Source organism: Streptomyces sp. NBC_00503 (assembly GCF_036346895.1).
GTDB lineage: Bacteria > Actinomycetota > Actinomycetes > Streptomycetales > Streptomycetaceae > Streptomyces.
The window spans coordinates 2,458,172-2,483,737 of the sequence record NZ_CP107855.1 but is presented as its reverse complement, the minus strand read 5'-3'; the positions used below and the strand labels follow the sequence as shown (position 1 = coordinate 2,483,737).

Below are 25,566 nucleotides of genomic sequence, written 5' to 3'. Positions count from 1 at the left end.
GGGGCGGGTGCCTCTCCTGTGGGGATCCGGAGGCAGGCGGCACAGCAGCGGCTGGCACCGGGCTCCGGCTCCGTTTACCTCGACGGTGCCGGCCGCCGGAGGAACCGGCGGCTCGAGCCGCGCACCTCCGGTACGGGGCATTCCGGCTCCCCGCCCCGGCGGAGCCGAGGGAGGGTCACGGTTGCGGGTCAGCGCCGGAATTGCACCGGCTTCCCCCCGTACGAAGGTGTGGACGACGCCCATACTCTACCGGCCCGTAGCCCGCGCACCTGGTGGCGCCGGCCCGGGGTGCCCCTTACCGGGACTCCCGCCCGGCTCCCCGCGGGGGTGTCGGCAGGGGTGTCGGCAGGCGTGTTCGCGGGGCCGCCTACAGCCCGCGGTACGTCACCGGGTCGCTGCCCGGCACCGCCTCCGCGCGGCCCTGCTTCACCAGGCGCCGCAGGTGGGCTTCGGCCTCCGAGACGGCGATGTTGCGGGAGCCGTAGGGGATCTGCTCCCAGGGCCGGTTCCACTCCATCCGCTCGGCCAGTGCCCACGGGGTCAGCGGCTGCGCGACGAGCAGTTCCCACAGCCCGGTCAGCCGCTCCTCGTGGTGGTCCAGCAGCTCCCGTACGCGGCCGGGGGCGTCGGTGAACGCGTACTGGTGGGCCGGGAGCACCTCGGCGGGCTCCAGGCGGCCGATGCGTTCGAGGGAGTCGAGGTAGTCGCCGAGGGGGTCGGTGACCTGCTCCGAGGAGGGATCCTCGTAGAGGCCGATGTGCGGGGAGATCCCGGGCAGCAGGTGGTCCCCGGAGAAGAGGCGGCCGTTGCCGGGCAGGTTCGCCGGGTGCTGTTCCTCCAGGTGCAGGCAGACGTGGCCGGGGGTGTGGCCGGGGGTCCAGATGGCCCGCAGCCGGCGGCCGGCCAGCGGCAGCAGCTCGCCGGGGACGATCTCCCGGTCGGGAACCGCGGCCCGCAGCCCGGGCAGGGTCCGCATCCGGCCGCTCGCGCGGGCGGCCCGCAGCGGGGCGATGTGCTCCTCGGGGGCTCCGGCGGTGGCGAGCTTCTCGCTCATGTAGTCGAACCAGACGCCGGGCTCGGAGGACCGGGTCCGTACGACGACCTCGGTGTCGGCGGCGTGCATGGCGATCCAGGCGCCGGAGGCGTCGCGGACCTGGCCCGACAGGCCGTGGTGGTCGGGGTGGTGGTGGGTGATGACGACGCCGTGGATGTCGGTGATGGAGAGGGAGAGGGCGCCGAGCCCGGCGACGAGGGTGTCCCAGGACTCGGGGTCGTCCCAGCCGGTGTCGATGAGGACGGGGCCGTTGTCGGTGTCGAGCACGTGGACGAGGGTGTGGCCGAGCGGGTTGTCGGGGATGGGGACCTTGATGCCCCACACGCCTCCGCCGTGGTCGGTGACGTGAGGCGTCGCGGCTGACGTGTCCGGGGACCGGACCGGTGACGTGTCCTCTGTCATGAGGGGCTCCGTTCCAACGAGAACATGTTGCAATAGTCGCCCAAGTCGACCATCTTGCAGGCTTCCTGACTAGTCGTTGGATCTTCCGGCCCGCTCACGGTCCCGGTTGTGTCAGGGGCGTGGACTCCTAGAACTAGAACTGGTATCAGTTCTGGAACGCCCAAGCCGCAGGAGGCATCAGCCATGACCGAGCTCGTCGAACACGGACAACTGCTCATCGGCGGGGAGTGGACGGACCCGCTGGGTTCCGACACGATCAAGATCGTCTCGCCCCACACCGAGCAGGTCATCGGCAGCGTCCCGCACGCCTCGAAGGCGGACGTGGACCGCGCGGTGGCCGTGGCCCGCACGGCCTTCGACGAGGGCCCCTGGCCGCGCATGAGCCTCGACGAGCGGATCGCGGTCGTCACCCGGATCAAGGACGCCATAGCCGTCCGCCACGAGGAGATCGCCCGCTCGATCAGCTCCCAGAACGGGTCCCCGTACTCCTGGAGCGTCCTCGCCCAGGCGCTCGGCCCGATGATGGTCTACGACGCCGCGATCACCGTCGCCCGCGCCTACCCCTACGAGGAGTACCGCCAGGGCGTACTCGGCCCGATCCTCGTACGGCGCGAGCCGGTCGGCGTCGTCGCCGCCGTCATCCCCTGGAACGTCCCGCAGTTCGTCGCCGCCGCCAAGCTGGCGCCCGCGCTGCTCAGCGGCTGCGCGGTCATCCTCAAGCCGTCCCCGGAGGCGGTCCTCGACTCCTACATCCTCGCCGACATCGCCCGCGAGGCCGGAGTGCCCGAGGGCGTGCTGTCGATCCTGCCCGCCGACCGCGAGGTCAGCGAGTACCTGGTCGGCCACCCCGGCGTGGACAAGGTCGCCTTCACCGGCTCCGTCGCGGCCGGCCGACGCGTCATGGAGGTCGCCTCGCGCAACCTCACCCGCGTCACCCTCGAACTCGGCGGCAAGTCCGCCGCCGTCATCCTCCCCGACGCCGACCTCGGCGCCACCGTAGACGGCATCGTCCCGGCGGCCTGGATGAACAACGGCCAGGCCTGCGTGGCCCAGACCCGCATCCTCGCCCCGCGCAGCCGCTACGAGGAGTTCGCCGAGGCGCTCGCCGCCAAGGCTGGGGCGCTGGTCGTCGGCGACCCGCTCGACCCGGCCACGCAGGTCGGCCCGCTGGTGGCCAAGCGGCAGCAGCAGCGCTCGCTCGACTTCATCCGGATCGGCCAGGAGGAAGGCGCCAAGGTCCTGTCCGGCGGCGGGGTCCCGGCGGGCCTGGAGCAGGGCTGGTACGTGGAGCCGACCCTCTTCGGAGACGTCGACAACTCGATGCGGATCGCCCGCGAGGAGATCTTCGGCCCGGTCGTCTGCCTGATCCCCTACGGGGACGAGGCGGAGGCCCTACGGGTGGCCAACGACTCGGAGTTCGGGCTCAGCGGCAGCGTCTGGACCGGGGACGTGGAACACGGCGTGGACTTCGCGCGACAGGTGCGCACCGGCACCTTCAACGTGAACACCTTCAGCCTGGACATGCTCGGCCCGTTCGGCGGCTACAAGAACAGCGGCGTCGGCCGCGAGTTCGGCCCGGAGGGCCTGAGCGAGTACCTGGAACACAAGATGATCCACCTCCCGGCCGGCTACGAGCCCCCTGCGGCCGGTGCGTGATGGGCGACGGGATGGGCGACCGGTGGCTGGTTGAGGTCGACCGTGGGGTCTGCATCGGCTCGGGGATGTGCGTGAACCACGCCCCGGAGGGCTTCGCCCTCGACTCGGCCCGCCAGTCGCACCCGAAGGCGGCGGAAACGGACGCGAACGAGCCGACGCTGACCGCGGCCGAGGGCTGCCCGGTCGAAGCGATCTCGATCGCATTGGCGGGGAGCGGGGAGGCGGTGTTTCCGCCGGAGGAGTAGGGAGTGGGGCTGGCCGGGGCTGCGGGTGGGTCGGTGGCTTTGAGGGTCCCTGGGGGCGTCCCTCCAGTCCAGTGTCCTTCCGGGCCGGGTCGGTCCCTCAAGGGCGCTCCCTTCGGTCGCGTCGCTGCGCGATGGCCTGCGGCCACCCTTGACCGACCGACCCGTCCCGGAATGCCACAAGACTTCCGGGATCCCCCCGGGGGGTGGCCGGGGGGTCATATTCGGAGGGGCGGCCGTGTCGCAGCCCCCGGGGCGGGTCCCGCCGGTCAGCCGACGTCCGGACGGTCGGAAGAGGCCTGCTGGTCGGGGTTGGGGGCGCCGGGGAGTTCGGGACATCCACCCGACACCGATCGAGGACCCTTCCCGAGCCCGTCGCACGCCAACCCGCACCAAAAGACGACCACCAGCCCCCCAGGTGCCTTGAGGCGCGTCAGATCGCTACACACCGCCGCTCGGCTCAGCGACTGACGACCGTCTGGGGCTGGACATAGGCCGCACGCGCTTAGGGGGCGGCTGACGTCGCCTAGCGACGATCAGACCGGCTGTGGGGACGGTCGGAGCGTCCCTAGGGCGGTCGGTGCGGTCGGTGCCGCCGTGATCAGTGCGTAAGGATGTCGGCGGTGGGTAGTGGCTGGAGCCCCCCGTTCTCCGCCTGTCCGCCAGCGGCGGGATCAGGCCTTTTCCCGAGTCCCCGCCGACCCGCCTGTCCCCGCCGACCCGCCTGTCCCGGCCGACCCCGCCCCCGTGAGGTCGATCAGGCGGCAGACCGTTTCGATGTCGATCTTGACCTGGGCGATCGATGCCCGGCCCGAGAGCCATGTGATCAGTGCCGAGTGCCAGGTGTGCTCGATGACCCGGACCGCCGACAGCTGTTCCGCGGTCGGGGGGGCGTCCAGGCCCATGGCGTCCAGGATGATCGCCGTCGTCAGTCGGGAGACGGTGTCCACCTCGGGGCTGACGCTGCGGTCGGCGAAGGTGAGGGCGCGGACCATGGCGTCCGCCAGGTGCGGCTCGCGCTGCAGTGCGCGGAAGGCGCGCATCAGGGTCTCCGCGACCCGGGCGGCGGGGTCGTCCCCGGCCGGGGGGCGCTTGCGGAGCGTTCCGTGCATGTGCTGGAGCTGGTCCTGCATGGTGGCGACGAGCAGGTGCACCTTGGAGGGGAAGTAGCGGTAGAGGGTTCCCAGCGCGACGCTGGACGACTCCGCGACCTCCCGCATCTGGACGGCGTCGAAGCCGCCCTTGCTGGCCAGCTGTGCGCTGGCGTGCAGGATCCGCCTGCGTCGTGCCTCCTGGCGCTCCGTCAGGGGAGGGGACGCCGGTGTGGTGACGGCTGAGGTCACGGCCTTCGCTTCCGCTGTCATCTGTCCCGTTCCAAGGCGTTCCCTGTTGTTGCGGGTGGGGTGTTGCGGGGCTGCTGTGCGCCCAGCATGTCAGGCGTCCGAGCCGTGGCGCGAATCACCTGCCACCCCTCTTACGGTGTGGTTTCCGGCCGGTAGATTCAATGGTCTTCGACGGATCAAGTCTGAAACTTGTTCTACATTATGCGAGCGGTTACGCTCCGGCGAAAGTGCAGGGAGAAGGGGGCCGAGAGTGACCGCTGAGGCCATGGTGACGAGCCCTTTCGTGGGTTCCGCCACTGATGACAGCCGCCCGTTGCGGATCGCACTCCTCAGCTATAAGGGGAACCCGTTCTGCGGCGGACAGGGCGTCTACGTGCGCCACCTCGCGCGGGAGCTCGTCAACCTCGGGCACAGCGTCGAGGTGATCGGTGCGCAGCCCTATCCGGTCCTCGACCGTGACGCCGTGACCGGCGCCGGGGCCGCACTCACGGAGCTCCCCAGCCTGGACCTCTACCGCAGCCCCGACCCGTTCCGCACTCCGAAGCGCGACGAGTACCGGGACTGGATCGACGCCGTCGAGGTCGCGACCATGTGGACCGGTGGTTTTCCCGAGCCGCTGACCTTCTCGCTGCGGGCGCGCAGGCATCTGGCCGCGCGCGCCGGTGAGTTCGACGTCATCCACGACAACCAGACCCTCGGGTACGGCCTGTTGGCCGAGCTCGGTGCGCCGCTGGTGACCACGATCCACCACCCCATCACCGTCGACCGCAAGCTGGACCTGGCCGCCGCCAAGAGCCGCAAGAAGCGTGCCTCGGTGCGGCGTTGGTACGGCTTCACCCGCATGCAGGGCCGGGTCGCGCGGCGGCTGCCGTCCGTGCTGACCGTCTCCGGTTCCTCGCGGCAGGAGATCGCCGAGCACCTGGGCGTGCGCGACGAGCGCATCCATGTGGTCCACATCGGCGCCGACACCGACCTGTGGTCGCCCGACCCCTCCGTGGCCGAGGTGCCCGGACGGATCGTGACGACTTCCAGCGCGGATGTCCCGCTCAAGGGGCTCGTCCACCTCGTCGAGGCGCTCGCGAAGCTGCGTACCGAGCAGCCCGACGCCCACCTCGTCGTCGTCGGCAAGCGTGCCGAGCGCGGGCCGGTCGCCCGGGCGATCGAGACGTACGGGCTCCAGGACGCCGTCCGCTTCGTCAAGGGCATCACCGACGCCGAGCTGGTCGACCTGGTGCGCAGCGCCCAGATCGCCTGCGTGCCCTCCCTCTACGAGGGCTTCTCGCTCCCGGCGGCCGAGTCCATGGCCACCGGGACCCCGCTGGTCGCCACCACCGGGGGCGCGATCCCCGAGGTCGCGGGCCCCGACGGCGAGACCTGCCTGGCGGTGCCGCCCGGCGATGCGGGCGCGCTGGCCGCCGCCCTCGGCCGGCTGCTGGAGGATCCTCAGCTGCGCGCCAGACTCGGGGCGGCCGGCCGTGAACGGGTGCTGGAGCGGTTCACCTGGGCCAAGGCCGCCGAGGGCACCGTCGTGCACTACCGCGCCGCCATCGAGCGGGCCGCGCGGGAGCGCCGTAGCGGCGCCAGTAGTGGCGCCCCCAGCGGCAGTGCCCGGTAGTGCGCGGTAGCACCCGCACCCCGCAGTACCCGGTGATCTTCACCTTCCGTCCGATGCCGTACCCCTCTCACCCCCGCGACCGCGAAGGCAGGACCACGTGCTGACCGTCGATTTCTCCCGGTTCCCGCTCGCCGCAGGCGACCGCGTACTCGACCTGGGCTGCGGCGCAGGCCGGCACGCCTTCGAGTGCTACCGGCGCGGCGCCCAGGTGGTCGCCCTCGACCGCAACGGCGAGGAGATCCGCGAGGTCGCCAAGTGGTTCGCCGCCATGAAGGAGGCCGGTGAGGCTCCGGCCGGGGCCACCGCCACCGCCATGGAGGGCGACGCCCTCGCGCTGCCGTTCCCCGACGAGTCCTTCGACGTCGTCATCATCTCCGAGGTGATGGAGCACATCCCCGACGACAAGGGGGTGCTCGCCGAGATGGTCCGCGTCCTCAAGCCCGGCGGCCGCATCGCCATCACCGTGCCGCGCTACGGCCCCGAGAAGATCTGCTGGGCGCTCTCCGACGCGTACCACGAGGTCGAGGGCGGCCACATCCGCATCTACAAGGCGGAGGAACTGCTCGGCAAGATGGAGTCCGCGGGCCTCAAGCCGTACGGCACGCACCACGCGCACGGCCTGCACTCGCCGTACTGGTGGCTCAAGTGCGCCTTCGGCGTGGACAACGACCAGGCGCTGCCCGTCAAGGCGTACCACAAGCTCCTGGTCTGGGACATCATGAAGAAGCCGCTGGCCACGCGGCTCGTGGAGCAGGCCCTCAACCCGGTCATAGGCAAGAGCTTCGTCGCCTACGCGACCAAGCCGCACCTCCCGGTAGCAGCCGCCGCCGCGACGGCCGCCGCGGGCGCCGAGAAGTGAGCTCGCCCGAGCGCACCGCACCCGAGCACCTGGTCCTGGACGGCGTACTGACCGCCGAGGAGGCCGCCCAGACGGTCGCCGGGATCCTGGCCGCGCAGCGCGCGGACGGGGCCATCCCGTGGTTCCGCGGCCACCACCTCGACCCGTGGGACCACACCGAGGCCGCGATGGCACTCGACGCGGCGGGCGAGCACGAGGCCGCGGAGCGGGCGTACGACTGGCTGGTCCGTCACCAGAACGAGGACGGCTCCTGGTACGCGGCCTACGCCGACCGCGCGGACGGGGTCGACACGGACGCGCCGCAGGACGCGAGCCGCGAGAGCAACTTCGTCGCGTACCTCGCCGTCGGCGTCTGGCACCACCACCTGTCCACCGGGGACGACGCCTTCCTCGACCGCATGTGGCCGGCCGTGTACGCGGCCGTGGAGTTCGTCCTGCGGCTCCAGCAGCCGGGCGGCGAGATCGGCTGGAAGAGGGAGGCCTCCGGCGAGGCCGTCTCCGACGCCCTGCTGACCGGGTCCTCGTCGATCCACCAGGCCCTGCGGTGCGCGCTGGCCATCGCCGCCCACCGCGAGGATCCGCAGCCGGACTGGGAGCTGGCGGCGGGCGCCCTCGGGCATGCGATACGCCGGCACCCGGAGCGGTTCCTCGACAAGTCCCACTACTCGATGGACTGGTACTACCCGGTCCTGGGCGGCGCCCTGACCGGCGCGGAGGCCAAGGCCCGCATCGAGGAGCGGTGGGAGGAGTTCGTCGTCCCCGACCTGGGTGTGCGCTGCGTGCTGCCGAACCCCTGGGTGACGGGCGGGGAGTCCTGCGAGCTGGCGCTCGCGCTGTGGGCGACGGGGGAGTCGGACCGGGCGCTGGAGATCCTGCGCTCGATCGGTCACCTGCGGGACGACAACGGCATGTACTGGACCGGGTACGTGTTCCAGGACGGGGCCGTCTGGCCCGTCGAGCAGACCACCTGGACGGCGGGCTCGCTGCTCCTCGCGGTGGCCGCGCTGGGCGGCGACGAGGCCACGGGTGTCGTCTTCGGCGGGCTGAGCCTGCCGGTCGGCCTGGAGCCGGACTGCTGCGGCTGACGCGACTGCTGCGGCTGACGCGACCGGGTGCCCGTCGCCCCCGGATCCGCCGGGGGACGACGGGGCTTCAGCGGCGGTACAGACGGCCCGCCACGGCGTGGCCGATGACCAGGTAGGCGACGGCGGCGATGCCGTAGCCGACCACCACCTGGACCCATGCGCGGCTGAAGGTGAACAGGTCGTAGGACCAGCCGGCCAGCCAGCTCGCCGCGTCGTGGATGAAGTCCACCAGGGCGTTGCCCTGGTTGGCGTCCAGCAGGTACAGCAGGATCCACAGGGCGATCAGGAAAGCCATGACGTCGGCCACGACCGCGACGACGCGGCCCGCCTGGTTGCTTCCTCGGGTGTGCACTCGCGTGTGTGTGGGCATGCAGCGCGTCTTGCCGCCGCCGCGCCGGGTAAACCCGAACGGGTCCCCCGGGTGGCGCAGTCGCGGACCCCGGGTGAGGCTGCCGGAGACACCTCAGTCCCCGGAGGCAACCCGTGTCCCTTCCCACCCGAACCGTACGATTCCGCCGCGCCGTGACGGCGGTGCTGTTGTCCTGCGCCCTGTTGGGCGGCGCCACCGCCTGCGGCTCCCGCGGCGACGACACCGCGGCCCAGAGCGAGGACATCTCGGTCGCCATGGCCGCCTTCGCCGAGGCGGACGCGGCGGCCTCGGCCGAGGACGCGGAGGCGGCGGCCGCTGCCGCGAGCGCCTCGCCCTCGGCCAGCAGCAGCGCGGAGGAGAAGCAGAAGTTCGCCAAGACGCGCTTCGTGGCCAACGCGGGGCTCGCGGCCGGTGCCACCTACCAGTGGATCATCAAGCCGTACCGCGCAGGCAAGTTCAAGAAGGGCGCCAAGGGCCGTAAGTTCGCGCTGGTCAAGGCGGGCCTGGCGGGCGCCTTCGCGTACAACCGGCTGAAGGCGGCGAGCGAGAACGCCAAGGGCGACCCGCTGCTGTCGAAGGCGGTGGGCCCGCTGACGGCGGGCATCGACTCCCTCAAGGGCCTCGGCTCCAAGCTCCGCAAGGGCGACGCGGGAGACTCCGACATCGGCGCCTTCGAGAACATCATCAACGGCGTCAAGGAGGCCGGGAAGAGCGCCGGCGCCACGGTGACCGACAAGGTCCCGAGCGCGGGCCAGCTGACCGGCTGACCTGCTGACCGGCCCAGCCGGTCCGACAGGCGGGCCGCAGGGCGGGCCGGACGGGAGTGGCATCCGTCCGGCCCGCCCTGCTGGTTCAATGGGACGCGTGATCGATTTTCTGGGCGTCACCCTCGGGGTGGCCGTAGGCGGCGGCGTCGGGCTGCCCGTGGGCCTGTGGCTCATGCGCCGCAAGCACCGTCGACGCGTGGCCGCCGGGCCCGCCGCGGGGATCCCCTGCATGACGCGCACGCCCGCGGGGCGGGGCCGCTGGCGCGTGGGCCGGGTGTACGCGGACCAGGGCGCGCCCCGCTGGCAGCCCCGCCGGGGCGAGCCCGTGCTCCTGACCGGCGCCCGGGCCACCGGTGTACGGGCACCCTCGATCAGGGAGGGCATCTCCATCAACCCCAGCTCGCGGATCGTGACCTGGGCGTGGGAGGGCGGGGCGGCCGAAGGCGGCGCCGCCGACATCGAGATCGCCGTGATGCCGCTGGACCTGCGCGAGCTCCTCGGGGCCGTACCGCAGGCTGCCCCGGAGGCGACTCCGTAGGAGACCCCGGAGACGACCCCGGAGGCCCTGCGAGGTCCGATTCCGGCCACCGATTGACGGATGCCTTCGGGGTGCGATTCCGTACGCGCGGCTAGGGTGAGGTCTCCTCAACTAGCTTCGTGGAGACGGAACATGCGCTTATCTGCCCTGTCTGTCACAGTCGCGGTGATGGCCGCGACGGCAGCCGCTGGAGCGGCTCCGGCCGCTGCCGACACCCTGGCGAGCCCGGTCGTCCTGGAGGCCGGTACCGGCCTCCACCACAACACCGCGACCGTCACCTACGAGCACGTCGACGGCACGGTGAACTCGATCAGGATCATCTCGCTGGCCGCCGCCTCCGGCGAGCCCGACTGCGTCTGGGTGGAGTGGAACGACCCGAAGGACACGGGGGACGGCTGGGCCGCCCTCAACGCCGAGCCCGCCTGCCACGGCGGCAGCCTGGAGGAGACCCTCAACCGGGTCATCAAGGCGCCCAAGGGCTACCAGCTCAAGGTGCGCCTGGCCGCCTACCACGACGGCGGGCCCGATGTGGTCCACAAGGACATCGCGAAGCTCCTCTAGCCGGTCGCGCCGGGCGGCGCCCCGCCTCGGGCGGACGCTGCCCGCCGCCGGCCTAGCTGTTCAGCTCCGCCAGCACCCTTAGCGTGTGCGGGTCCGGGGCGGTCAGGAGCAGGTCGGTGACCGGGCCCTTGCGCCACAGTTCGAGGCGTTCCGCGATCCGCTCCCGGGGGCCGATCAGGGAGATCTCGTCGGCGAAGGCGTCCGGGACGGCCATGACGGCCTCCTCCTTGCGCCCGGCCAGGAACAGCTCCTGGATCCGGTGCGCCTCCTCCTCGTAGCCCATGCGGCCCATGAGGTCGGCGTGGAAGTTGCGGGCCGCGTGGCCCATCCCGCCGATGTAGAAGCCGAGCATCGCCTTGACGGGCAGCAGCCCCTCGGCGACGTCCTCGCAGACCTTGGCCCGCGCCATCGGCGCGATCATGAACCCTTCGGGGAGCTCGGCCAGCGAGGCCTGGTAGACGTCGGTGCGGGTCGGCGACCAGTAGAGGGGGAGCCAGCCGTCCGCGATGCGGGTGGTCTGGGCGATGTTCTTGGGGCCCTCGGCGCCGAGCAGGACCGGCAGGTCCGCGCGCAGCGGGTGGGTGATGGGCTTGAGCGGTTTGCCGATGCCGGTGCCGTCGGCGCCCCGGTAGGGGTGGCTGTGGAAGCGGCCGTCGAGCTCGACGGGGGCCTCGCGGCGCAGCACCTGGCGGATGACGTCCACGTACTCGCGGGTCGCGGTGAGCGGGCTGGAGGGGAAGGGGCGCCCGTACCAGCCTTCGACCACCTGCGGTCCGGAGAGTCCGAGGCCGAGCATCATCCGGCCGCCGGACAGGTGGTCCAGGGTCAGGGCCTGCATGGCGGTGGCGGTGGGGGTGCGGGCGGCCATCTGCGCGATGGCGGTGCCCAGGCGGATGCGCGAGGTGTGCGCGGCGATCCAGGTGAGCGGTGTGAAGGCGTCCGATCCCCAGGCTTCGGCGGTCCACACCGAGTCGTAGCCGAGGTTCTCGGCCTCGGCGGCGAGGTCCAGGTGGTCCGGGTTGGGGCCGCGGCCCCAGTAGCCGAGTGCGAGTCCGAGGCGCATGTACGGTCCCCTCCGCGATGCCGGTTCAGCCATATCTGACGATGCGTCAGGTGACTGTAGGGCAACGGCCCCCCACCCGGAAGGGCGGGGGGCCGCTGTGAGGCTACGGGGCCTCGTGCCGGGGTCAGCCGCGCTGGATCCCCGAGGTGTCGTTCAGGACGCCGCGACGGCCGTCCTGGGTCTGCGCGATCAGCGTGGCCGGACCGCGCTGCTCCACGGCCAGGTACCAGGTGCCGGGCGCGAGCTCCGCGATCGGAGCGGGGTTGCCGTCCTCCGCGAAGAGCGGCCGGGCCACCGGAACGGCGAACCAGAACGGCGTGAACTCGGCCGCGGGGGCCGGCGCGGGCGCCGCGTCGTGGTGGACCGGGGCGGCGTCGTGGTGGACCTGCGCGGGCTCGGGGGAGCCGCCGTAGGGCGGGACCGGCTGCGGGGTGGCCCCGTACGGCTGCGGCTCCTGCTGGCCCGGGTACCCGTACCCGGCGCCCGGCTGCGGCTGGGCGCCGTACGGGGACGGCGCGACGGCCCCGGCCGGCTTCGGCTCGGGCACCAGCTGGCCCGCGAGGGCCGGAACCTTCGCACCGAACAGGGTCACGCCCGCCAGCGCCAGGGTGGCGAGGAAGGAGATGACCGCACCGGCGCCCAGGTCGATCCGGCTCGGGCAGGTGATCAGCACCCACAGCGAGGACCAGAGGGCGGAGATGGAAAGGACCGTGCCCCAGGCCTGGAGCGGCAGGCCGGCGACCTTGCGGGACTCGGGCTGGAAGCGGGCGGCGATCAGCAGTCCGGCGGCGGCGAAGCCGACCAGGAAGACGGAGGGCAGGGCCAGTCCGCTGTAGTCGGTGTCCCACGCGCTCGGCATGTCGACATTGGTGCTGGAGTAGAAGTCGAGGAACGAGGCGATGAACAGCAGTACCGCTGCTCCGATCACCACGCCGTCGCCTCGAGTGAGGGAGCGGATGTTCACGTCTGGTGTGTCCTTCTCGGTCTCGTCGTCTCGTGGTGCCGTGGTCGCACGCCATGACGGAGTGGCGGGCGGCACCATGGTACGGAGGTCTACCGCGACCGGGAGGATCGGGGCGGCGGGCCGTCCCGTGGGACGGTCCCGTCGCATCTACCCGCCGAGGAAGCCGACGATGCCGTCCGCGATGCCCTGAGCCGCTTTCTGCCGCCACTCCGGACTCGACAGCTGCGTCGCGTCCTTGGCGTCACGCATGTTGCCGCATTCGATGAACACCTTGGGACGAGTTGAGAGGTTCAGTCCGCCCAGATCGTCGCGGATCACCAATCCGGTGCCGCTGCCCAGGTAGTTGGCGGGTGCCGAACCGGTGGTGCGGGCGAAGTTCCCGGCGATCCGCTCGCCGAGCCGGCGGGAGGAGTCGACGATCGGCGCGGTGTCCGCGCCACCGCCCTTGACCTTGGCCGGGAGGATGACGTGGTAGCCGCGGTTGCCCGCCGAGACCCCGTCGGCGTGGACCGAGACGACGGCCTCGGCGCGGGCCTCGTTGCCGATCCGGGCGCGTTCGTCGATGCAGGGGCCGAAGGGGCGCGCGGCGCCGGCCTCGTGGGTGAGGATCACCTTGAGGCCCTGCGCCTCCAGGACGGTGCGCAGGCGCCGCGAGACGTCCATGCTGAACTCGGCTTCCATGTAACCGGCGTTGGTGGTGGTGCCGGTGGTGTCGCACTCCTTGAGGTTGGTGCCGATGTCCACCTGGCGGTTGATCTCGGTGGTGTGCTTGAAGTTGCCGGTGTTGTGGCCGGGGTCGATGACCACGATGCGGCCGGCGAGGGGCTTGGCCGCCGGAGTGGTCGCGGTGGCTCCGGAGGCGCCCGGGGCCGGAGCGGGGGCGGGGGAGGCCGTGGGGGCCGTCGCCGCCTGCTTGGAGGCCGCGAGCGGCATCACGATCCGGGGCGGGCGGGAGTCGTCGGAGGCGGAACCGCCGAGCACCTCGGTCAGCACCCACCCCGCCAGGCAGGCGGGGGCGAGTGCGGCGACCGCGACGGCCAGGGTGGACCGGCGCGCGTACCAGGGCCGGTCCGGGCTGACCGAGGAGGCGGACTCGGGGGGCGGGGGGCTGTCGTCGTTGCGCACCCGGCGATGCTAGACCGGGGGTCGGCCGGGTGTGCGGACCATGGGCCATCCGGGGGCGCGGTGCGCTTATATGCCAGGACGGCGGGGCCGGATGGCGGGCGTACGCCGGGACCCGGCGGGATGGCCTGGCCTCGTAGTGGCGGGTCCCGGCCGGTCAGATCCCTTCGCCCGTGCGCCGGAGCACGCGCAGGGAGTCGGTCACCGAGACCTCCTCGAAGGCGCCGGAGGCCAGGGCGCGCAGGTAGATGCGGTACGGGGCCTGGCCACCGTCGGCCGGGTCGGGGAACACGTCGTGGATCACCAGCGTGCCGCCCGCGGCGACGTGCGGGGCCCAGCCCTCGTAGTCCCCGCTCGCGTGCTCGTCGGTGTGCCCGCCGTCGATGAAGACCAGCCCGAGCTTGCCGCCCCAGGCCGCGGCGACCTGCGGGGAGCGGCCGACGATCGCGATGACGTGGTCCTCCAGGCCGGCCTTGTGCAGGGTCCGGCGGAAGGTGGGCAGGGTGTCCATCAGGCCGATCTCCGGGTCCACGACGCTCGGGTCGTGGTACTCCCAGCCCGGCTGCTGCTCCTCGCTGCCCCGGTGGTGGTCGACGGTCAGCGCGCTGACCCCGGCCTCCCGGGCGGCGTCGGCGAGCAGGATGGTGGACCGCCCGCAGTAGGTCCCGACCTCCAGCAGCGGCAGCCCGAGCCGCGCCGCGTCGGCCGCGGCCTCGTACAGCGCGAGCCCTTCTCCTACGGGCATGAACCCCTTGGCGGCCTCGAAGGCGGCGAGGGTCTCCGGCTTGGGGCTGGCCATGGTGTTCCTCCTGCGGGGTGGGGGTGCGTCGGCGGCCCATGCTGCCCTACCCGCTGGTAGGACGCCATGCCCGGGTCGGCGTCCCCAGCCCCGGCGGCGTTGTCAGTGGCCCGGTGCACGATGTGAAGGAACAGCTCGCCGAGACGAATTTCGAGGCGAATTTCAAGACGAATGAGGGATCACCGTGGCGATCACGAACGAGCAGGCGGCGGGGCGCGCCTTCCTCCAACCGCTGTACGCCGACGACTACTTCCCCGACTCCGTCCTCGACAAGGGCCGGGGGATCCTGCTGCGGCTCTGCGAGCGGATCGAGGCGGAGCGGCCTGCGGACCTGGCGGCGCTGTACGTGCTGACGGGGGCGGCGACGGAGGAGTTCAACCTCCTGGAGGCGGAGTTCGAGGAGGCGGGCAGCGAGATCGAGACGGTCGCGCGCGAGGAGATAGCCGAGGACTTCTGGTTCGTGGCCTCGGCGTACGGATTCGCGGACGCGGACGTGGAGGAGCTCATCGCCCCCAGGGACTGGTGAGCCTCACGCGGCCGCCGTTGCGTGATGCGGCACTAGCTCCGGCCGGTGATGAGGGCGGCCAGGCGCCGGGCGGGGCCGGTGGGGCCGGCGGGGTGCAGGAGCTCGGTGCGGTGGACCAGGCGCGGGGCCCGGACCGGGACCGCCGTGACTCCGGGGAGGGTCGCGGCCAGCGACCGGGGGAGCGCGGCGAGGCCGTGGCCGGCCGAGGCGAGGGCGGCCAGGCCGTGGACGTCGGTGCCGAGGTGGCGGATCCGGGGGAGGAAGCCGCCGGCGCCGCAGACGGCGCGCAGCCGGTCGAGGGGGACGGCGGCGTCGGGGGCGTCGATCCACTGGGCCTGGGCCAGGTCGGTCAGCCGCACCGCCGTGCGCCGCGCCAGCGGGTGGCCGAGGGGGAAGAGCACGGCCAGGGGCTCCTCGGCGGCGGCGAGGGTCACGGTGGGCCCGAGGTCCGGCAGCGGCAGGGGGTCGCTGGGCGCGGCCACGCCGTCGACGAGTCCGAGGTCGGCGCGCGCGGTCAGCACCTCCTCGATCACCGACTCCCGCCCCAGGACGCGCACTTCGATCTCCACGGGGCCGCTGGAGCGCAGCCGGGCGAGGGCCCGCGCGACGGCCGGGCCGAGGGCCGAGGGGGAACAGGCCAGCGTCAGCCGGGCGTCGGGGGCCCGGTGCAGTCGTGCGATGTCGGCGCGGGCCGCGTCCAGGCGCAGGAGCAGCGCGGGGGCGTGCTCCATCAGCCGCAGGCCCGCCGCCGTGGGCGCGACGGGTCGGCGCTCGACCAGCCGGGTGCCCAGGTCGGCTTCGAGTGCGGCGATGTGCTGGGAGACGGCCGACTGCGTGTAGCCGAGGACCGAGGCGGCGGTGGAGAAGGAGCGGTGTTCGAGGACCGCGACGAAGGTGCGCAGCAGATGCGGATCCATGCGCATCAGTATCGCTTATGGGAGTACCAGGGATCATCGTTGGACCTGATGCCCGGCCGCCTCGCAGGATGGCTCCCATGAACGACACGCACGGCAAGACCGATACGAACGGCACGAACGGCACGAGCCACCACACCGCCCGCATCGCCCTGATCGCGGACCGCTCGGACGCCGTCCGCTCCCACGCCCGCGTCCCCGGCCTGCTGGAGGCGCTGCGTCTGCGCGAGGGGCTGGACCTGGACGCGTACTGGATCCCCACCGAGGAGGCCGGTGAGGGCATGGACGGCTTCGACGCGGTCTGGGTCCTGCCCGGCAGCCCCTACCGCAGCGAGGGCGGGGTGCTGACGGCGATCCAGGACGCCCGCGAGAACGGCATCCCCTTCCTGGGCACCTGCGGCGGCTTCCAGCACGCCCTGCTGGAGTTCGCCCGTACCGTCTGCGGCCTGGACCGGGCCGGCCACGCCGAGAACGACCCCGGGACGGCCGACGAGGACGCCGTGGTCGTCCCGCTGGCCTGCTCGCTCGTCGGCCACGAGGGCACCGTACGGGTCACCCCCGGCTCCCGCGCCGCCCGGCTGCTCGGCACCGACCGGACCGTGGCGCGCTACCACTGCAACTACGGCCCCAACCCGCACCACCTGGACCTCCTGCGGGCCCACGGCATGACCTTCACCGGCACCGACGAGTCCGGCGACATCCGCATCGCCGAACTGGCCTCCCACCCCTTCTTCCTGGCCACCCTCTTCCAGCCCGAACTCGACGGCGACGGCACCCGCGCCCACCCGCTCATCACGGGCCTCGCCGCTGCCGCCGTCGACCACGCCCGGACCCGCTAGCCGCCGGGGGAGGGGCGTCGCACTCGAACCACACCGTCTTGCCGGTGGAGTTCGGGTCCGTGCCCCAGCGGTCGGCCACCGCCTCGACGAGGAGCAGTCCGCGGCCGCCCTCGGCGAGCTCCCCGTCGCCCGTTTCGCGTACCACCCGTGGGGGCGCCGGGCAGCCGTCCGACACCTCCACGCGGAGCCCGTCCGGCCGCCGGAGGATGAGGACGGCGCAGCCCCGGCCGGGGACGTGGCGCACGACGTTGGCGACGAGCTCGGTGAGGGCGAGTTCAGCGGCGTCGGAGAGCCCGGCGAGTTCCCACTGGTCGAGGTACATCCGCAGGATGCGGCGCATGTGGCGGGCGGAATGGTGACCGACGGTGAAGCCCATGCGGTAACTGCCCGCAACTTCGCCTGATGAGTGCCCGGTTGTGAGATTCATGTCACCAGGCTGGAGTGGAATGGTTACGCTCGGCTATGGACCGAAACGAACGCAGCACGGTGTGCACTTGGGGGTGACCGCTCCATGGTCAACATCCGCGATCTCGATCCCAGCGCGTCTCCGCTGGACTACTACGGCTCCGAACTGCGCCGCCTCAGGGAGGAAGCCGGGCTGAAACAGGGGCAGCTGGGGGCCATCGTCTTCTGCACCCCCTCCCTGATCGGGCAGATCGAAACGGCGAGGAAGGTACCGACCCGGGACTTCTCGGAACGGGTCGACGCAGCGCTCGACACCGGGGGAGTCTTTTCCCGGCTGGTGGGACTGGTGCTACGGAGCCAGTTGCCCACGTGGTTCCAGGCCTACGCGGAGATGGAGGCGCGGGCCACCTACATCTCCACCTTCCAGGCGCAGCTGGTGTACGGGCTGTTGCAGACCGAGGAGTACGCACGGGCGATCCTGGGCGTACGGGGCGACGAGGGCCTGGACGGCAAGGTGGCCGCCCGCATGGAGCGGCAGCGCATCCTGGACCGCGACCAACCGCCGCTGATGTGGGTGGTGCTGAGCGAGGCCGTCCTGCACCAGGAGATCGGTGGCCGGGAGGTCATGCGAGAACAACTCGCGCATCTGCTGGAGCTGCGGAGGCGGGAGTGGGTGAAGGTGCAGATCCTGCCGTTCGAGGTGGGCGCGCATGCTGGGCTGATGGGCTCATTCACGATCCTGCGATTCGACGACGATCCGGATCTCGTCTACACCGAGGACTTCGTCCAGGGGCATATGACCCCCAATCCACAGGCCCTCAGGGAGGGTTCGAGCCGTTACGATCACTTGCAAGCCGCCGCCCTCTCCGTGGAGGACTCGGCGGCACGGATCGCCCGTGTGATGGAGGAACGCTATGGACAGCATCCAGGACCTGACGGGCGCGCAGTGGCGTAAGTCCTCGTACAGCGGAGACGCAGGCGGTCAGTGCGTCGAGTGCGCCCCCCTCGGCGCCATTGTCTGGCGCAAGGCCTCGTACAGCGGCGACACCGGCGGTGAATGCGTAGAGGTTGCCACCCAGCCCTGCCGGATCGCCGTGCGCGACTCGAAGAACCCTGACGGTCCGGCCTTCACCGTCACCCCCGACGCGTTCGCGGTGTTCGTCCGCGGGCTCTGACCTCGCGGTGGCCGCCACCCGGTCGCGGGAGGCCTGGTTACCGGCGGGCATCGCCCTCGTGGTCGTGCTCTGCTTCGTCGCGGCGTTCGTGATCAGCGTCGTGGGGGATACGCCGGTGGTCGGGATGAGGATCGACGACGGGCGGATCACCGTCAGGGCTCCCGTGTGTCCCGAGGGCGAGGTCGTCTCCGTACGGGTCGCGCATTACGGCTGGGTCGACGGGCACGAGGTCCGCACCCCGCTGTGGAAGGCGTCCGGGCCGCTCACCGCCGCCGGGCGGCGCGGGGAGCTCAGCCTCTGGCAGTCGGCGGACTACCGCCAGGCCAGCAGCGGGGAGCGGCCCGCCCGCCTGCCGGAGTGGCTGGCGGTGGAGGTCTCGGTCGCGGGCGGCGGGCGCGGCTCCGAGGAGGCCTTCGAGACCGCCGAGGTGGCGGCGGCGAAGCTGCCGGCCGGGGTGTACCTGACGCGGAAGGGCCGTAGGACGGCCCAGGAGATAGACGCCCACGCCCGCGGGTGCGCCGACGGCGGGGGTTAGGTCGTCTCTTTCGGATCTTGCCGGGTCCGCGCCGCCCGGCACCGCACCTCGCCGCGCTGCCGGGGCACCCGAGTACGTCCAGTACGCGGGAGCCCCGGCAGCACGGCGAGGTACGGCACCGAACGACGCGGACCTGACCGACAAGATCCGAAAGAGACGACCTAGGGCGCTCGTTCGCGCGTGCGAAGCGGCGGCTACGCTCGCCGGCATGCTGAACCGTGTTCCGTTCGACGAGGCGCTGCGCTCCACCGTGGGCATCCCCCAGCAGAGCAAACTCCTGGACAGCAGTCCGCGGTCACGGGTGTGGCGGGTGCGGCTGGCCGACTGGCGGCTGGTCGTCGTCAAGCAGGTCACCGACGACGGGGACACCGGCGCCGACGCGGACACGCGCTTCGCGCGGGAGGTCGCCGGGCTGCGGCTGGCGGGGCGGGCCTCCGGGCCCGCCGTGGCCCCCGAGCTGCTCGCCGTGGACCCGTCCTCGCGGGTGATGGTCCTGGAGCACTTGGAGGACCTCGGCAAGACGGACGACTGGATGCCGGGGTACGCCGAGTCGCTGGCCCGGCTGCACGCCCTGACCGGGCCCGCCGACGCGGGCGCGCTACCGGTCTGGTCGGGGCCCACGGCCGCCGACGCGGAGTCCTTCCTCGCCCTGGCCCGGGCGCTCGACGTGCCCGTACCGTCCACGGTTCCCGATGAACTGGCCGGTCTCCTGGACCGGTTGGACCCCGGTCCGCACCATGCGCTGCTGCACGGCGACCCCTGCCCCGGCAACGATCTGCGTACGGCCGACGGCGTCCGCTTCGTCGACTTCGAGCGGGCCTCGCTCGGCAACGGGCTGAACGAACTCGCCTACTTCCGCATCGGCTTCCCCACCTGCTGGTGCGCCATGTCGGTCACCGCGACCCCGCTCGCGGAGGTCGAGGACGTCTACCGGACCACCTGGCGCGGCCTCACCGGGAAGGACGTGCCGGGTGATCTCGCCGACGCGTGCGCGGGCTGGCTGATCCAGGGCGACGCGCTCGTCGAGCGGGCCCACCGCGGGACGGTCGACCAGCTCGCCCGGGTGCTCACCGAGGACTTCACGTGGGGCTACGTCTCCGCCCGCGAGCGGCTCGTCCACCGTCTGGGCGCGGTCGCCGACATGACCCGCGACCACGATCACCTGCACGCCGTAGGCCGCCTCGGCTCGGCCCTGGCCGGCCGCCTGCGCGAACGCTGGCCGAAGCTGCGCCCGCTGCCCACGCCCGAGGCCCGCCCCTGGTTCTAGAGCCGGTCCGGGCCTCGGCGGCGGGCCCCTGCTACGACCGGTTGACCGCACAGGGGTTCCCGCTACGCTGTCCGCCGCGCCGCAGCGGCGTGACGCCACCGAGACGGCCGACGGGGGAAGCGCGGAGCCATGGCATTGAGTGCGAAGTGGGAAGAGATCTTCGGCGCCGACCCGGGACCGGTGTCGGCGCAGGGTGGCGGTGGTGCCCGCATGACCCTGGCCAGTGCGGCGGCCGCCGGTGACGGTGGCGGGCCGGGGATCCAGTTCAGCAAGCAGCCCTGGACCAGCGCCTCGGGAGTCGCGGCCCAGCTGCGGACCAGCTCGAACGAGGCCCTCACCGACCTCGGCCACGACGGCAAGGAAGGCTCCGGCGGCACCACGGGTTTCGACGCGACCGCCGCGCTCGCCGAAATAGGGGGCTCCTGGACGGACCGCCTCACAAGCGTGCGGGGGGAGTGCGACCGCCTCTCCGAAGCGCTGCACACCGTGGGCAAGTCCTTCGGCGAGACCGACGACCAGGTCGGCGCCAACCTGAAGGCCGCCACCCCGCAGTCCGCCCCGTCCCCCCGGGCCCGGTGACGCCGCCGTGCCCACCTGGCAGCAGCTGCGCGATCTGAAGCTCTCCGACTACACGACCGCCGCCGACGGTTACGGCAAGGTCAGCAGCCGGGCCGACGCCGCCAAGGGCCGCGTCGACAACGAGATGCTGAGCAAGCTCCACGAGACCCAGGAGAGCGACGCGTCGAAGGCGGCCGTCGGCGACCTGTCCCGGCTCAGCCGCAACTACCAGTACCTGCACTCCGAGTGCGGCCTGATCCGTACCGCACTCAACGGACTCGCCACCGAGCTCGCCGGACCGCAGAAGAAGCTCAAGCAGGCGCTGGAGGACGCCGCGAACCTCAAGTTCACGGTCTCCGCGGACGGCTCGGTGCACTTCCCCGCGCCGGTCCCGCTCATCAACGCCCCGGCCCAGGGGGCGACCGACAGTCCGAGGCCGCCGCTGCTGCCCGACCCGAACCAGGCCAAGGCCCAGGACATCGCGGACCGCATCGCGGGCGCGGTCGGCGAAGCGAACGAGATCGACGGCCGGTACGCGGGAACCCTGCGCAAGCTCAAGGCCGCCCCCGGCCTGGACGTCACCGACGCGATGCTCACGGACGCGGCCCAGGACACCAAGGACGTCCAGAAGGCGGCCGGGCACTTCCTGCCCGAGTCGGCCATCCCCCACGACAAGTCGGCCGCCGACAACCGCGCGTGGTGGGACGGGCTCACCCAGGAGCAGCGCGACGAGTACTCCACCCTCTATCCGGAGCGGATCGGCGCGCTCGACGGCCTGCCGTCGCCCGTCCGGGACGACGCCAACCGGATGGTCCTCGCGCAGAGCCACGCGCAGGTGGACGTCGACCTGAAGAACCTGGGTCCGGAGCCCTCCAAGATGATCGCGAACCCGTCCGGCTCCTACCCCGTGGCCCTCACCAACCCGGCCTGGCAGACCTGGAACGACTCCAAGAACCGCCTGAACGCCCAGCTCAAGGGCATGGACGCGATCCAGAAGCGGTTCGACAACACGGGCAAGGAGGGCCTCCCGCAGGCCTACCTGCTCGGCTTCGACACCAAGGGCAACGGCCACGCGATCATCGCCAACGGCAATCCGGACACCGCCAAGAACACCGCGGTGTACGTCCCCGGCACCACCTCCAAGCTGGAGGGCATCGGCGGCGACATCAACCGCATGACCAACCTGTGGAACGACACCCAGGGGTTCCCCGGCTCACCCAGCACCTCCACCATCACCTGGCTCGGCTACGACGCACCCCAGTCGATCGTGCCGGAGGCCATGGAGAAGCACTTCGCGCACGAGGGGGCGCCCAAGCTCAACCAGTTCATGGACGGACTGGCGACCGCGCAGGGCGGCCCGGACGCGAGCCACACCACGGTCATCGGCCACAGCTACGGCTCGACGGTGGTCGGCGACGCGACCCTGAAGGGCCATCTGGGCGCCGACGACATCGTGGTCGCGGGCAGCCCCGGCATGCTGGTCGGGGACGCGGGCGACCTGGGCATCGGCAAGGACCACGTCTACGCCGAGGCCGCGGGCGACGACCCGGTCCCCCTGGGCGGCAAGATCGCCGGTCTGGGCGGCCACAAATGGGGCGTCCAGACCTGGCACGGAATTCCGTACGATGCCGGATACATCGAGACGGTGCCCTCCGACGAGGCCTTCGGCGCGCACCGGATGAAGACCGACACCAGCGGCCACAGCGACTACTGGAACGCGGACTCCCAGAGCCTGCACAACCAGGCCGCGGTGGTCGTCGGCCGTTACGACCAGGTCAAGGAGTGACCCCCCGCATGACCCGCACCCCGGTCCGGGCCGGTTCGGCCCTCGCCCTCGCGCTCAGCCTCGCCCTCGCGCTCACCTCGACCGCTCTCATGACGGGATGCTCCAACACCGTGGACAAAGCCAACGCCGGTCTCGGCTACGAGCCGACCACCCTGTCCGTCGACGAGGCCCGCACGAAGACGAAGGCCGTTTCCAGCCAGATCTTCGACCTGATCGGCATCAAGGACGCCAAGACGACACCGGCCGGCACGAGCATCTCGCCCAACGCCAAGGACCCCTCGCACCTCTTCATGGTGCGCCACCCCTGGTCGGTCTACGGGGCCTCGGACCAGGAGCTGGAGCAGGGGTTCCTCCGCCTCAAGGAGGCGCTGCCGCAGCACGGCTGGAAGATCAAGGCGTACGGCCCCAACTCGAGCCCGGCGAAGAACCTCGAGTTGACGGCGGACTCCCAGGACGGTCCGTTCTCCGTCAATGTCGTCCTCGCCACCGCGGTCGATCCGGCCAAGAACGCGCCGTCCGCGAACAACGAGTCGGGGATCATCGTGCACGTGGTCTCGGCCTACTTCAGGGCGCCCGAGGGGACGGACCTGAACGGCGAGAACTGACGCCTTGGGCAACTGCCTTTACCCTGAACCCAGTTCGAACGGCTGTGCCGTTCGGTCGACCACAGGGGACCATCGGGGGACGGGCAGCATGGGCAGCGGACTGAGCGACGACGACAACATCGACGGCGGCATAAAGCCGCTCGCGGCGAACGATCCGACCCGGATCGGGCCGTACCTGCTGCTCGGGCGGCTCGGCGCCGGGGGCATGGGGCGGGTGTTCCTGGCCCGGTCCGAGGGCGGGCGGACGGTCGCCGTGAAGGTGGTGCACGAGGAGCACGTCTCGAACGAGCAGTTCCGTGCCCGCTTCCGCCGCGAGATCGACGCCGCCCGGCGCGTCGGCGAGCGGTACACCGCGCCCGTCCTGGACGCGGACCCCGACGCCGACCGGCCCTGGGTGGCCACGGGGTACGTTCCCGGGCTCTCGCTGGAGCAGATCGTGCGCCGGCACGGGCCCCTGCCCGTGGACTCCGTACACGCCCTCGCCGACGGCCTGCTGCACGCGCTGGCGGACATCCACTCGGCCGGGATCGTGCACCGCGACCTCAAGCCGTCGAACGTGATGCTGACCGTCGAGGGCACCCGCGTCATCGACTTCGGCATCTCGCGCGCCCTGGAAACCTCCGTCGAGTCCCTGCTCACCAGCACCGGCCTGGTCGTCGGCTCGCCCGGGTTCATGTCGCCCGAGCAGGTGCGCGGGCAGCGCGCCGGGGCCAAGAGCGACGTGTTCACCCTCGGCTGCGTCCTCGTGTACGCGGCCACGGGCGAGCTGCCGTTCGGACACGGGGCCAGCAACCAGCACGCGGTGATGTTCCAGATCGTGGAGGGCGAGCCGGCCCTGGAGAAGGTGGAGGACGAGGCCCTGCGGGCGTTCATCGGCCGCTGCCTGACCAAGAGCGTCGACGAACGGCCCGGCGTGGACGAGCTGCTGGAGGACCCCGAGCGGGTCCGCCCGAAGAAGCTCGGCGGGGCCTGGCTGCCGCCCAAGGTGGTGGCGCGCCTCGCCCAGCAGGCGGCCCGGCTGCTCGACGCGGAGGCCGAGCCCGCACGGGAGCCGGCGCCGGAGGGCGGCTCCGGGCGCACCGACCGGGCGACGCTCGACCTGCGGGCGAAGGACGGCGCGGCGGTCGCCGTGCCGGTGGCCGATCCGGCGACGGATCCGGTGGTCGGTCCGGCGGCCGGGGGCGCCACGTCCGGGAGCGACCGGCAGGCCCGCCGGAGGCGTTGGACCGTGGCGGTGCCGGCCGTGCTCGTGTTCACGGTCGGCGGTGGCACGGTGGCCCTGATCCAGCCGTTCGGCAGCGGCGGCGGCACCGGCCAGCAGGCTTCGCCCCCGGCCAGCAGCGCGCCCGTGACCCCCGGCGGCGGCTCACCCTCGGCGGTGGGCGGTTCACCGACCCCGGGCTCGCAGAGCCCGCCGACCCCCACCGACCCGGGTCAGGCGGGCCAGGTCGGCGGGGCCGCGGACGCGGGTGGCGGCGCGGTGGGCGGAGCGGGGTCGCCCGGCGGCGGCTCCGGCACCCCTGGCGGAGCGGGCGGCGGCGGTACGGGCAGCGCCACCAAGCCCGGCGGCGCCGCAGCCGGGGGCACTGGCACCGGGGCGACTCCGGGCGGCGCCGGCTCCCCGAGCGGCTCCGGTTCCCCGAGCGGCTCCGGTTCCCCGAGCGGGTCGGGCTCCCCGAGCGGCGGCGGGTCGCCGAGCGGCGGCTCGTCCGGCGGTGACACGGTCCCCTCGTACTTCGCCGGAACCTGGACCTACAAGGGCCAGTTCAACATCGGTCAGCCGGAGACGGTCACCATCACCCGCTCCGGGGCGGTCCGGCTGATCACCGAAACCCAACTGGGCCACTGCGAGCACATCGCCAAGGTGACGTCGTCGGCCAACGGCGGGGCCCGGATCAACATCGGTGCGGCGGCGGTGGACCAGTCCAAGTCCACCGGCCAGTTCTGCGGGGTGCTGGACCCGTCGTTCTTCACCAGGAGCGACCCGGCCGGCATCCAGCACAACGTGGGCCCCTCCCACGGCGAGGGCTACTACTACGAACGGTCCTGACGCGGGGGATCCCTGCGCTCCGCCGGGTCCGTCCCCAGGGCCGCGGCGGCGGGCGTCGCGTACAGCCCGACCGTCCGGTCCTCGTGGTACTCCCAGGTGGACGGGGTCCGCAGGGCCGCTTCGAGTGCGCGGCCCCGGAGCTGGGTCCCGCCGGTGTACGCGGGAGGTTCGGCTGCCCGGAACACTTCCAGGTAGCCCTGTTCCACCCAGGACTCGACCAGGGGCAGGAAGACGGGTACGACGCCCCGCCAGGCCTCCTCGTCCTCGGACTCCGTCCAGTCCGCGAGCAGTGCCCACAGCGAGGCGCCTTCGGAGGCGTTGACGAGGAGGCATTCCTCCTCAGGGGTGAGCCAGTCCACGGTTCCTCCTGATTTCTTCTTTCCGGACTCCAGGATGCCTGCAGAAGCCCCGGGGCCTCGCAGGCCGGTCGGCCGACCCTCGGACGAAGCGAGAACACGTTGCAGTT

28 protein-coding genes and 1 riboswitch are annotated in these 25,566 nt (G+C 72.2%); of the genes, 18 read left to right on the top strand and 10 right to left on the bottom strand.

Annotated features, from left to right (window positions below):
• Positions 1 to 144: 144 nt before the first annotated feature.
• Positions 145 to 214: riboswitch (cobalamin riboswitch) on the bottom strand.
• A gap of 153 nt (positions 215 to 367) precedes the next feature.
• Complete coding sequence (locus OG490_RS11610; protein ID WP_330296207.1) at positions 368 to 1,456, bottom strand: MBL fold metallo-hydrolase; 1,089 nt, start codon at positions 1,454 to 1,456, stop codon at positions 368 to 370.
• A 183-nt stretch (positions 1,457 to 1,639) separates the two neighbouring features.
• Between OG490_RS11610 and OG490_RS11605 the strand changes: the two genes are divergently transcribed.
• Positions 1,640 to 3,112, top strand: a complete 1,473-nt coding sequence (locus OG490_RS11605; protein WP_330296206.1) for an aldehyde dehydrogenase — start codon at positions 1,640 to 1,642, stop codon at positions 3,110 to 3,112.
• A gap of 11 nt (positions 3,113 to 3,123) precedes the next feature.
• Positions 3,124 to 3,357 carry a ferredoxin gene (locus tag OG490_RS11600; protein WP_330300887.1) on the top strand — a complete coding sequence of 78 codons (234 nt, stop codon included), beginning with the start codon at positions 3,124 to 3,126 and terminating at the stop codon, positions 3,355 to 3,357.
• A gap of 671 nt (positions 3,358 to 4,028) precedes the next feature.
• Here the strand turns inward: OG490_RS11600 and OG490_RS11595 are convergent.
• Positions 4,029 to 4,718 carry a TetR family transcriptional regulator gene (locus OG490_RS11595; RefSeq protein ID WP_330296205.1) on the bottom strand — a complete coding sequence of 230 codons (690 nt, stop codon included), beginning with the start codon at positions 4,716 to 4,718 and terminating at the stop codon, positions 4,029 to 4,031.
• A 229-nt stretch (positions 4,719 to 4,947) separates the two neighbouring features.
• Here OG490_RS11595 and OG490_RS11590 point away from each other — a divergent pair, with 229 nt between their 5' ends.
• From OG490_RS11590 to OG490_RS11580, 3 genes are all read left to right on the top strand, one after another.
• Positions 4,948 to 6,312 carry a glycosyltransferase family 4 protein gene (locus OG490_RS11590; RefSeq protein ID WP_330296204.1) on the top strand — a complete coding sequence of 455 codons (1,365 nt, stop codon included), beginning with the start codon at positions 4,948 to 4,950 and terminating at the stop codon, positions 6,310 to 6,312.
• Positions 6,313 to 6,409: 97 nt separating this feature from the next.
• Positions 6,410 to 7,171 carry a class I SAM-dependent methyltransferase gene (locus OG490_RS11585; RefSeq protein WP_330296203.1) on the top strand — a complete coding sequence of 254 codons (762 nt, stop codon included), beginning with the start codon at positions 6,410 to 6,412 and terminating at the stop codon, positions 7,169 to 7,171.
• A complete protein-coding gene (locus OG490_RS11580) occupies positions 7,168 to 8,256 on the top strand; it encodes a prenyltransferase (protein WP_330296202.1) in 1,089 nt (362 codons plus the stop codon). The genes OG490_RS11585 and OG490_RS11580 overlap by 4 nt, the downstream gene beginning before the upstream one ends.
• Before the next feature lie 67 nt (positions 8,257 to 8,323).
• Here OG490_RS11580 and OG490_RS11575 read toward each other — a convergent pair whose 3' ends face one another.
• Positions 8,324 to 8,626 carry a hypothetical protein gene (locus OG490_RS11575; protein ID WP_330296201.1) on the bottom strand — a complete coding sequence of 101 codons (303 nt, stop codon included), beginning with the start codon at positions 8,624 to 8,626 and terminating at the stop codon, positions 8,324 to 8,326.
• A gap of 254 nt (positions 8,627 to 8,880) precedes the next feature.
• Between OG490_RS11575 and OG490_RS11570 the strand changes: the two genes are divergently transcribed.
• The 3 genes from OG490_RS11570 to OG490_RS11560 all read left to right on the top strand — a co-directional run bounded on the left by OG490_RS11570 (position 8,881) and on the right by OG490_RS11560 (position 10,492).
• Positions 8,881 to 9,393 carry a hypothetical protein gene (locus tag OG490_RS11570; protein WP_443065947.1) on the top strand — a complete coding sequence of 171 codons (513 nt, stop codon included), beginning with the start codon at positions 8,881 to 8,883 and terminating at the stop codon, positions 9,391 to 9,393.
• A 97-nt stretch (positions 9,394 to 9,490) separates the two neighbouring features.
• Positions 9,491 to 9,931, top strand: a complete 441-nt coding sequence (locus OG490_RS11565; RefSeq protein WP_330296199.1) for a hypothetical protein — start codon at positions 9,491 to 9,493, stop codon at positions 9,929 to 9,931.
• 168 nt (positions 9,932 to 10,099) lie between these two features.
• A complete protein-coding gene (locus OG490_RS11560) occupies positions 10,100 to 10,492 on the top strand; it encodes a hypothetical protein (protein WP_330296198.1) in 393 nt (130 codons plus the stop codon).
• A 52-nt stretch (positions 10,493 to 10,544) separates the two neighbouring features.
• Here the strand turns inward: OG490_RS11560 and OG490_RS11555 are convergent, their stop codons facing one another.
• The 4 genes from OG490_RS11555 to OG490_RS11540 all read right to left on the bottom strand — a co-directional run bounded on the left by OG490_RS11555 (position 10,545) and on the right by OG490_RS11540 (position 14,440).
• Positions 10,545 to 11,555 carry an LLM class F420-dependent oxidoreductase gene (locus OG490_RS11555; protein WP_330296197.1) on the bottom strand — a complete coding sequence of 337 codons (1,011 nt, stop codon included), beginning with the start codon at positions 11,553 to 11,555 and terminating at the stop codon, positions 10,545 to 10,547.
• A gap of 124 nt (positions 11,556 to 11,679) precedes the next feature.
• Positions 11,680 to 12,519 (bottom strand): hypothetical protein, encoded by an 840-nt coding sequence (locus OG490_RS11550; protein ID WP_330296196.1) that lies wholly within the window; start codon positions 12,517 to 12,519, stop codon positions 11,680 to 11,682.
• 147 nt (positions 12,520 to 12,666) lie between these two features.
• Positions 12,667 to 13,644 (bottom strand): N-acetylmuramoyl-L-alanine amidase, encoded by a 978-nt coding sequence (locus tag OG490_RS11545; RefSeq protein ID WP_330296195.1) that lies wholly within the window; start codon positions 13,642 to 13,644, stop codon positions 12,667 to 12,669.
• A 154-nt stretch (positions 13,645 to 13,798) separates the two neighbouring features.
• A complete protein-coding gene (locus OG490_RS11540) occupies positions 13,799 to 14,440 on the bottom strand; it encodes a class I SAM-dependent methyltransferase (RefSeq protein ID WP_330296194.1) in 642 nt (213 codons plus the stop codon).
• 184 nt (positions 14,441 to 14,624) lie between these two features.
• Here OG490_RS11540 and OG490_RS11535 point away from each other — a divergent pair, with 184 nt between their 5' ends.
• Entirely contained in the window at positions 14,625 to 14,966 is a 342-nt protein-coding gene (locus OG490_RS11535; protein WP_330296193.1) for a DUF5713 family protein, read from the top strand.
• Positions 14,967 to 14,998: 32 nt separating this feature from the next.
• Here the strand turns inward: OG490_RS11535 and OG490_RS11530 are convergent, their stop codons facing one another.
• Entirely contained in the window at positions 14,999 to 15,883 is an 885-nt protein-coding gene (locus OG490_RS11530; RefSeq protein WP_330296192.1) for a LysR family transcriptional regulator, read from the bottom strand.
• Between the two features lie 77 nt (positions 15,884 to 15,960).
• On the opposite strand from OG490_RS11530, the gene OG490_RS11525 reads away from it, so the two are divergent.
• Entirely contained in the window at positions 15,961 to 16,719 is a 759-nt protein-coding gene (locus OG490_RS11525) for a CTP synthase C-terminal region-related (seleno)protein (RefSeq protein ID WP_330296191.1), read from the top strand.
• On the opposite strand, the gene OG490_RS11520 is transcribed toward OG490_RS11525, so the two are convergent.
• The gene (locus tag OG490_RS11520) at positions 16,673 to 17,146 is read right to left on the bottom strand and encodes an ATP-binding protein (RefSeq protein ID WP_330296190.1); all 474 of its coding nucleotides are present in this window, start codon (positions 17,144 to 17,146) and stop codon (positions 16,673 to 16,675) included. The two genes, OG490_RS11525 and OG490_RS11520, sit on opposite strands and share 47 nt — an antisense overlap.
• An 84-nt stretch (positions 17,147 to 17,230) precedes the next feature.
• On the opposite strand from OG490_RS11520, the gene OG490_RS11515 reads away from it, so the two are divergent.
• The 8 genes from OG490_RS11515 to OG490_RS11480 all read left to right on the top strand — a co-directional run bounded on the left by OG490_RS11515 (position 17,231) and on the right by OG490_RS11480 (position 25,100).
• Positions 17,231 to 18,079: a helix-turn-helix domain-containing protein gene (locus tag OG490_RS11515; protein WP_330296189.1), complete on the top strand. Its 849-nt coding sequence runs from the start codon at positions 17,231 to 17,233 to the stop codon at positions 18,077 to 18,079.
• A complete protein-coding gene (locus OG490_RS11510; RefSeq protein ID WP_330296188.1) occupies positions 18,039 to 18,299 on the top strand; it encodes a DUF397 domain-containing protein in 261 nt (86 codons plus the stop codon). The genes OG490_RS11515 and OG490_RS11510 overlap by 41 nt, the downstream gene beginning before the upstream one ends.
• Positions 18,300 to 18,306: 7 nt before the next feature.
• Positions 18,307 to 18,834: a hypothetical protein gene (locus OG490_RS11505; protein WP_330296187.1), complete on the top strand. Its 528-nt coding sequence runs from the start codon at positions 18,307 to 18,309 to the stop codon at positions 18,832 to 18,834.
• 208 nt (positions 18,835 to 19,042) lie between these two features.
• Positions 19,043 to 20,101 carry a phosphotransferase gene (locus OG490_RS11500; RefSeq protein ID WP_330296186.1) on the top strand — a complete coding sequence of 353 codons (1,059 nt, stop codon included), beginning with the start codon at positions 19,043 to 19,045 and terminating at the stop codon, positions 20,099 to 20,101.
• 129 nt (positions 20,102 to 20,230) lie between these two features.
• Entirely contained in the window at positions 20,231 to 20,680 is a 450-nt protein-coding gene (locus tag OG490_RS11495; RefSeq protein WP_330296185.1) for a hypothetical protein, read from the top strand.
• Between the two features lie 7 nt (positions 20,681 to 20,687).
• Positions 20,688 to 22,445, top strand: a complete 1,758-nt coding sequence (locus OG490_RS11490; RefSeq protein ID WP_330296184.1) for an alpha/beta hydrolase — start codon at positions 20,688 to 20,690, stop codon at positions 22,443 to 22,445.
• Positions 22,446 to 22,453: 8 nt separating this feature from the next.
• Positions 22,454 to 23,050 carry a hypothetical protein gene (locus OG490_RS11485; protein ID WP_330296183.1) on the top strand — a complete coding sequence of 199 codons (597 nt, stop codon included), beginning with the start codon at positions 22,454 to 22,456 and terminating at the stop codon, positions 23,048 to 23,050.
• 88 nt (positions 23,051 to 23,138) lie between these two features.
• Positions 23,139 to 25,100, top strand: coding sequence for a serine/threonine protein kinase (locus OG490_RS11480; protein ID WP_330296182.1), 1,962 nt, complete (start codon positions 23,139 to 23,141; stop codon positions 25,098 to 25,100).
• On the opposite strand, the gene OG490_RS11475 is transcribed toward OG490_RS11480, so the two are convergent.
• Positions 25,085 to 25,459 (bottom strand): hypothetical protein, encoded by a 375-nt coding sequence (locus OG490_RS11475; protein ID WP_330296181.1) that lies wholly within the window; start codon positions 25,457 to 25,459, stop codon positions 25,085 to 25,087. The genes OG490_RS11480 and OG490_RS11475 overlap by 16 nt on opposite strands.
• Between the last annotated feature and the right edge of the window lie 107 nt (positions 25,460 to 25,566).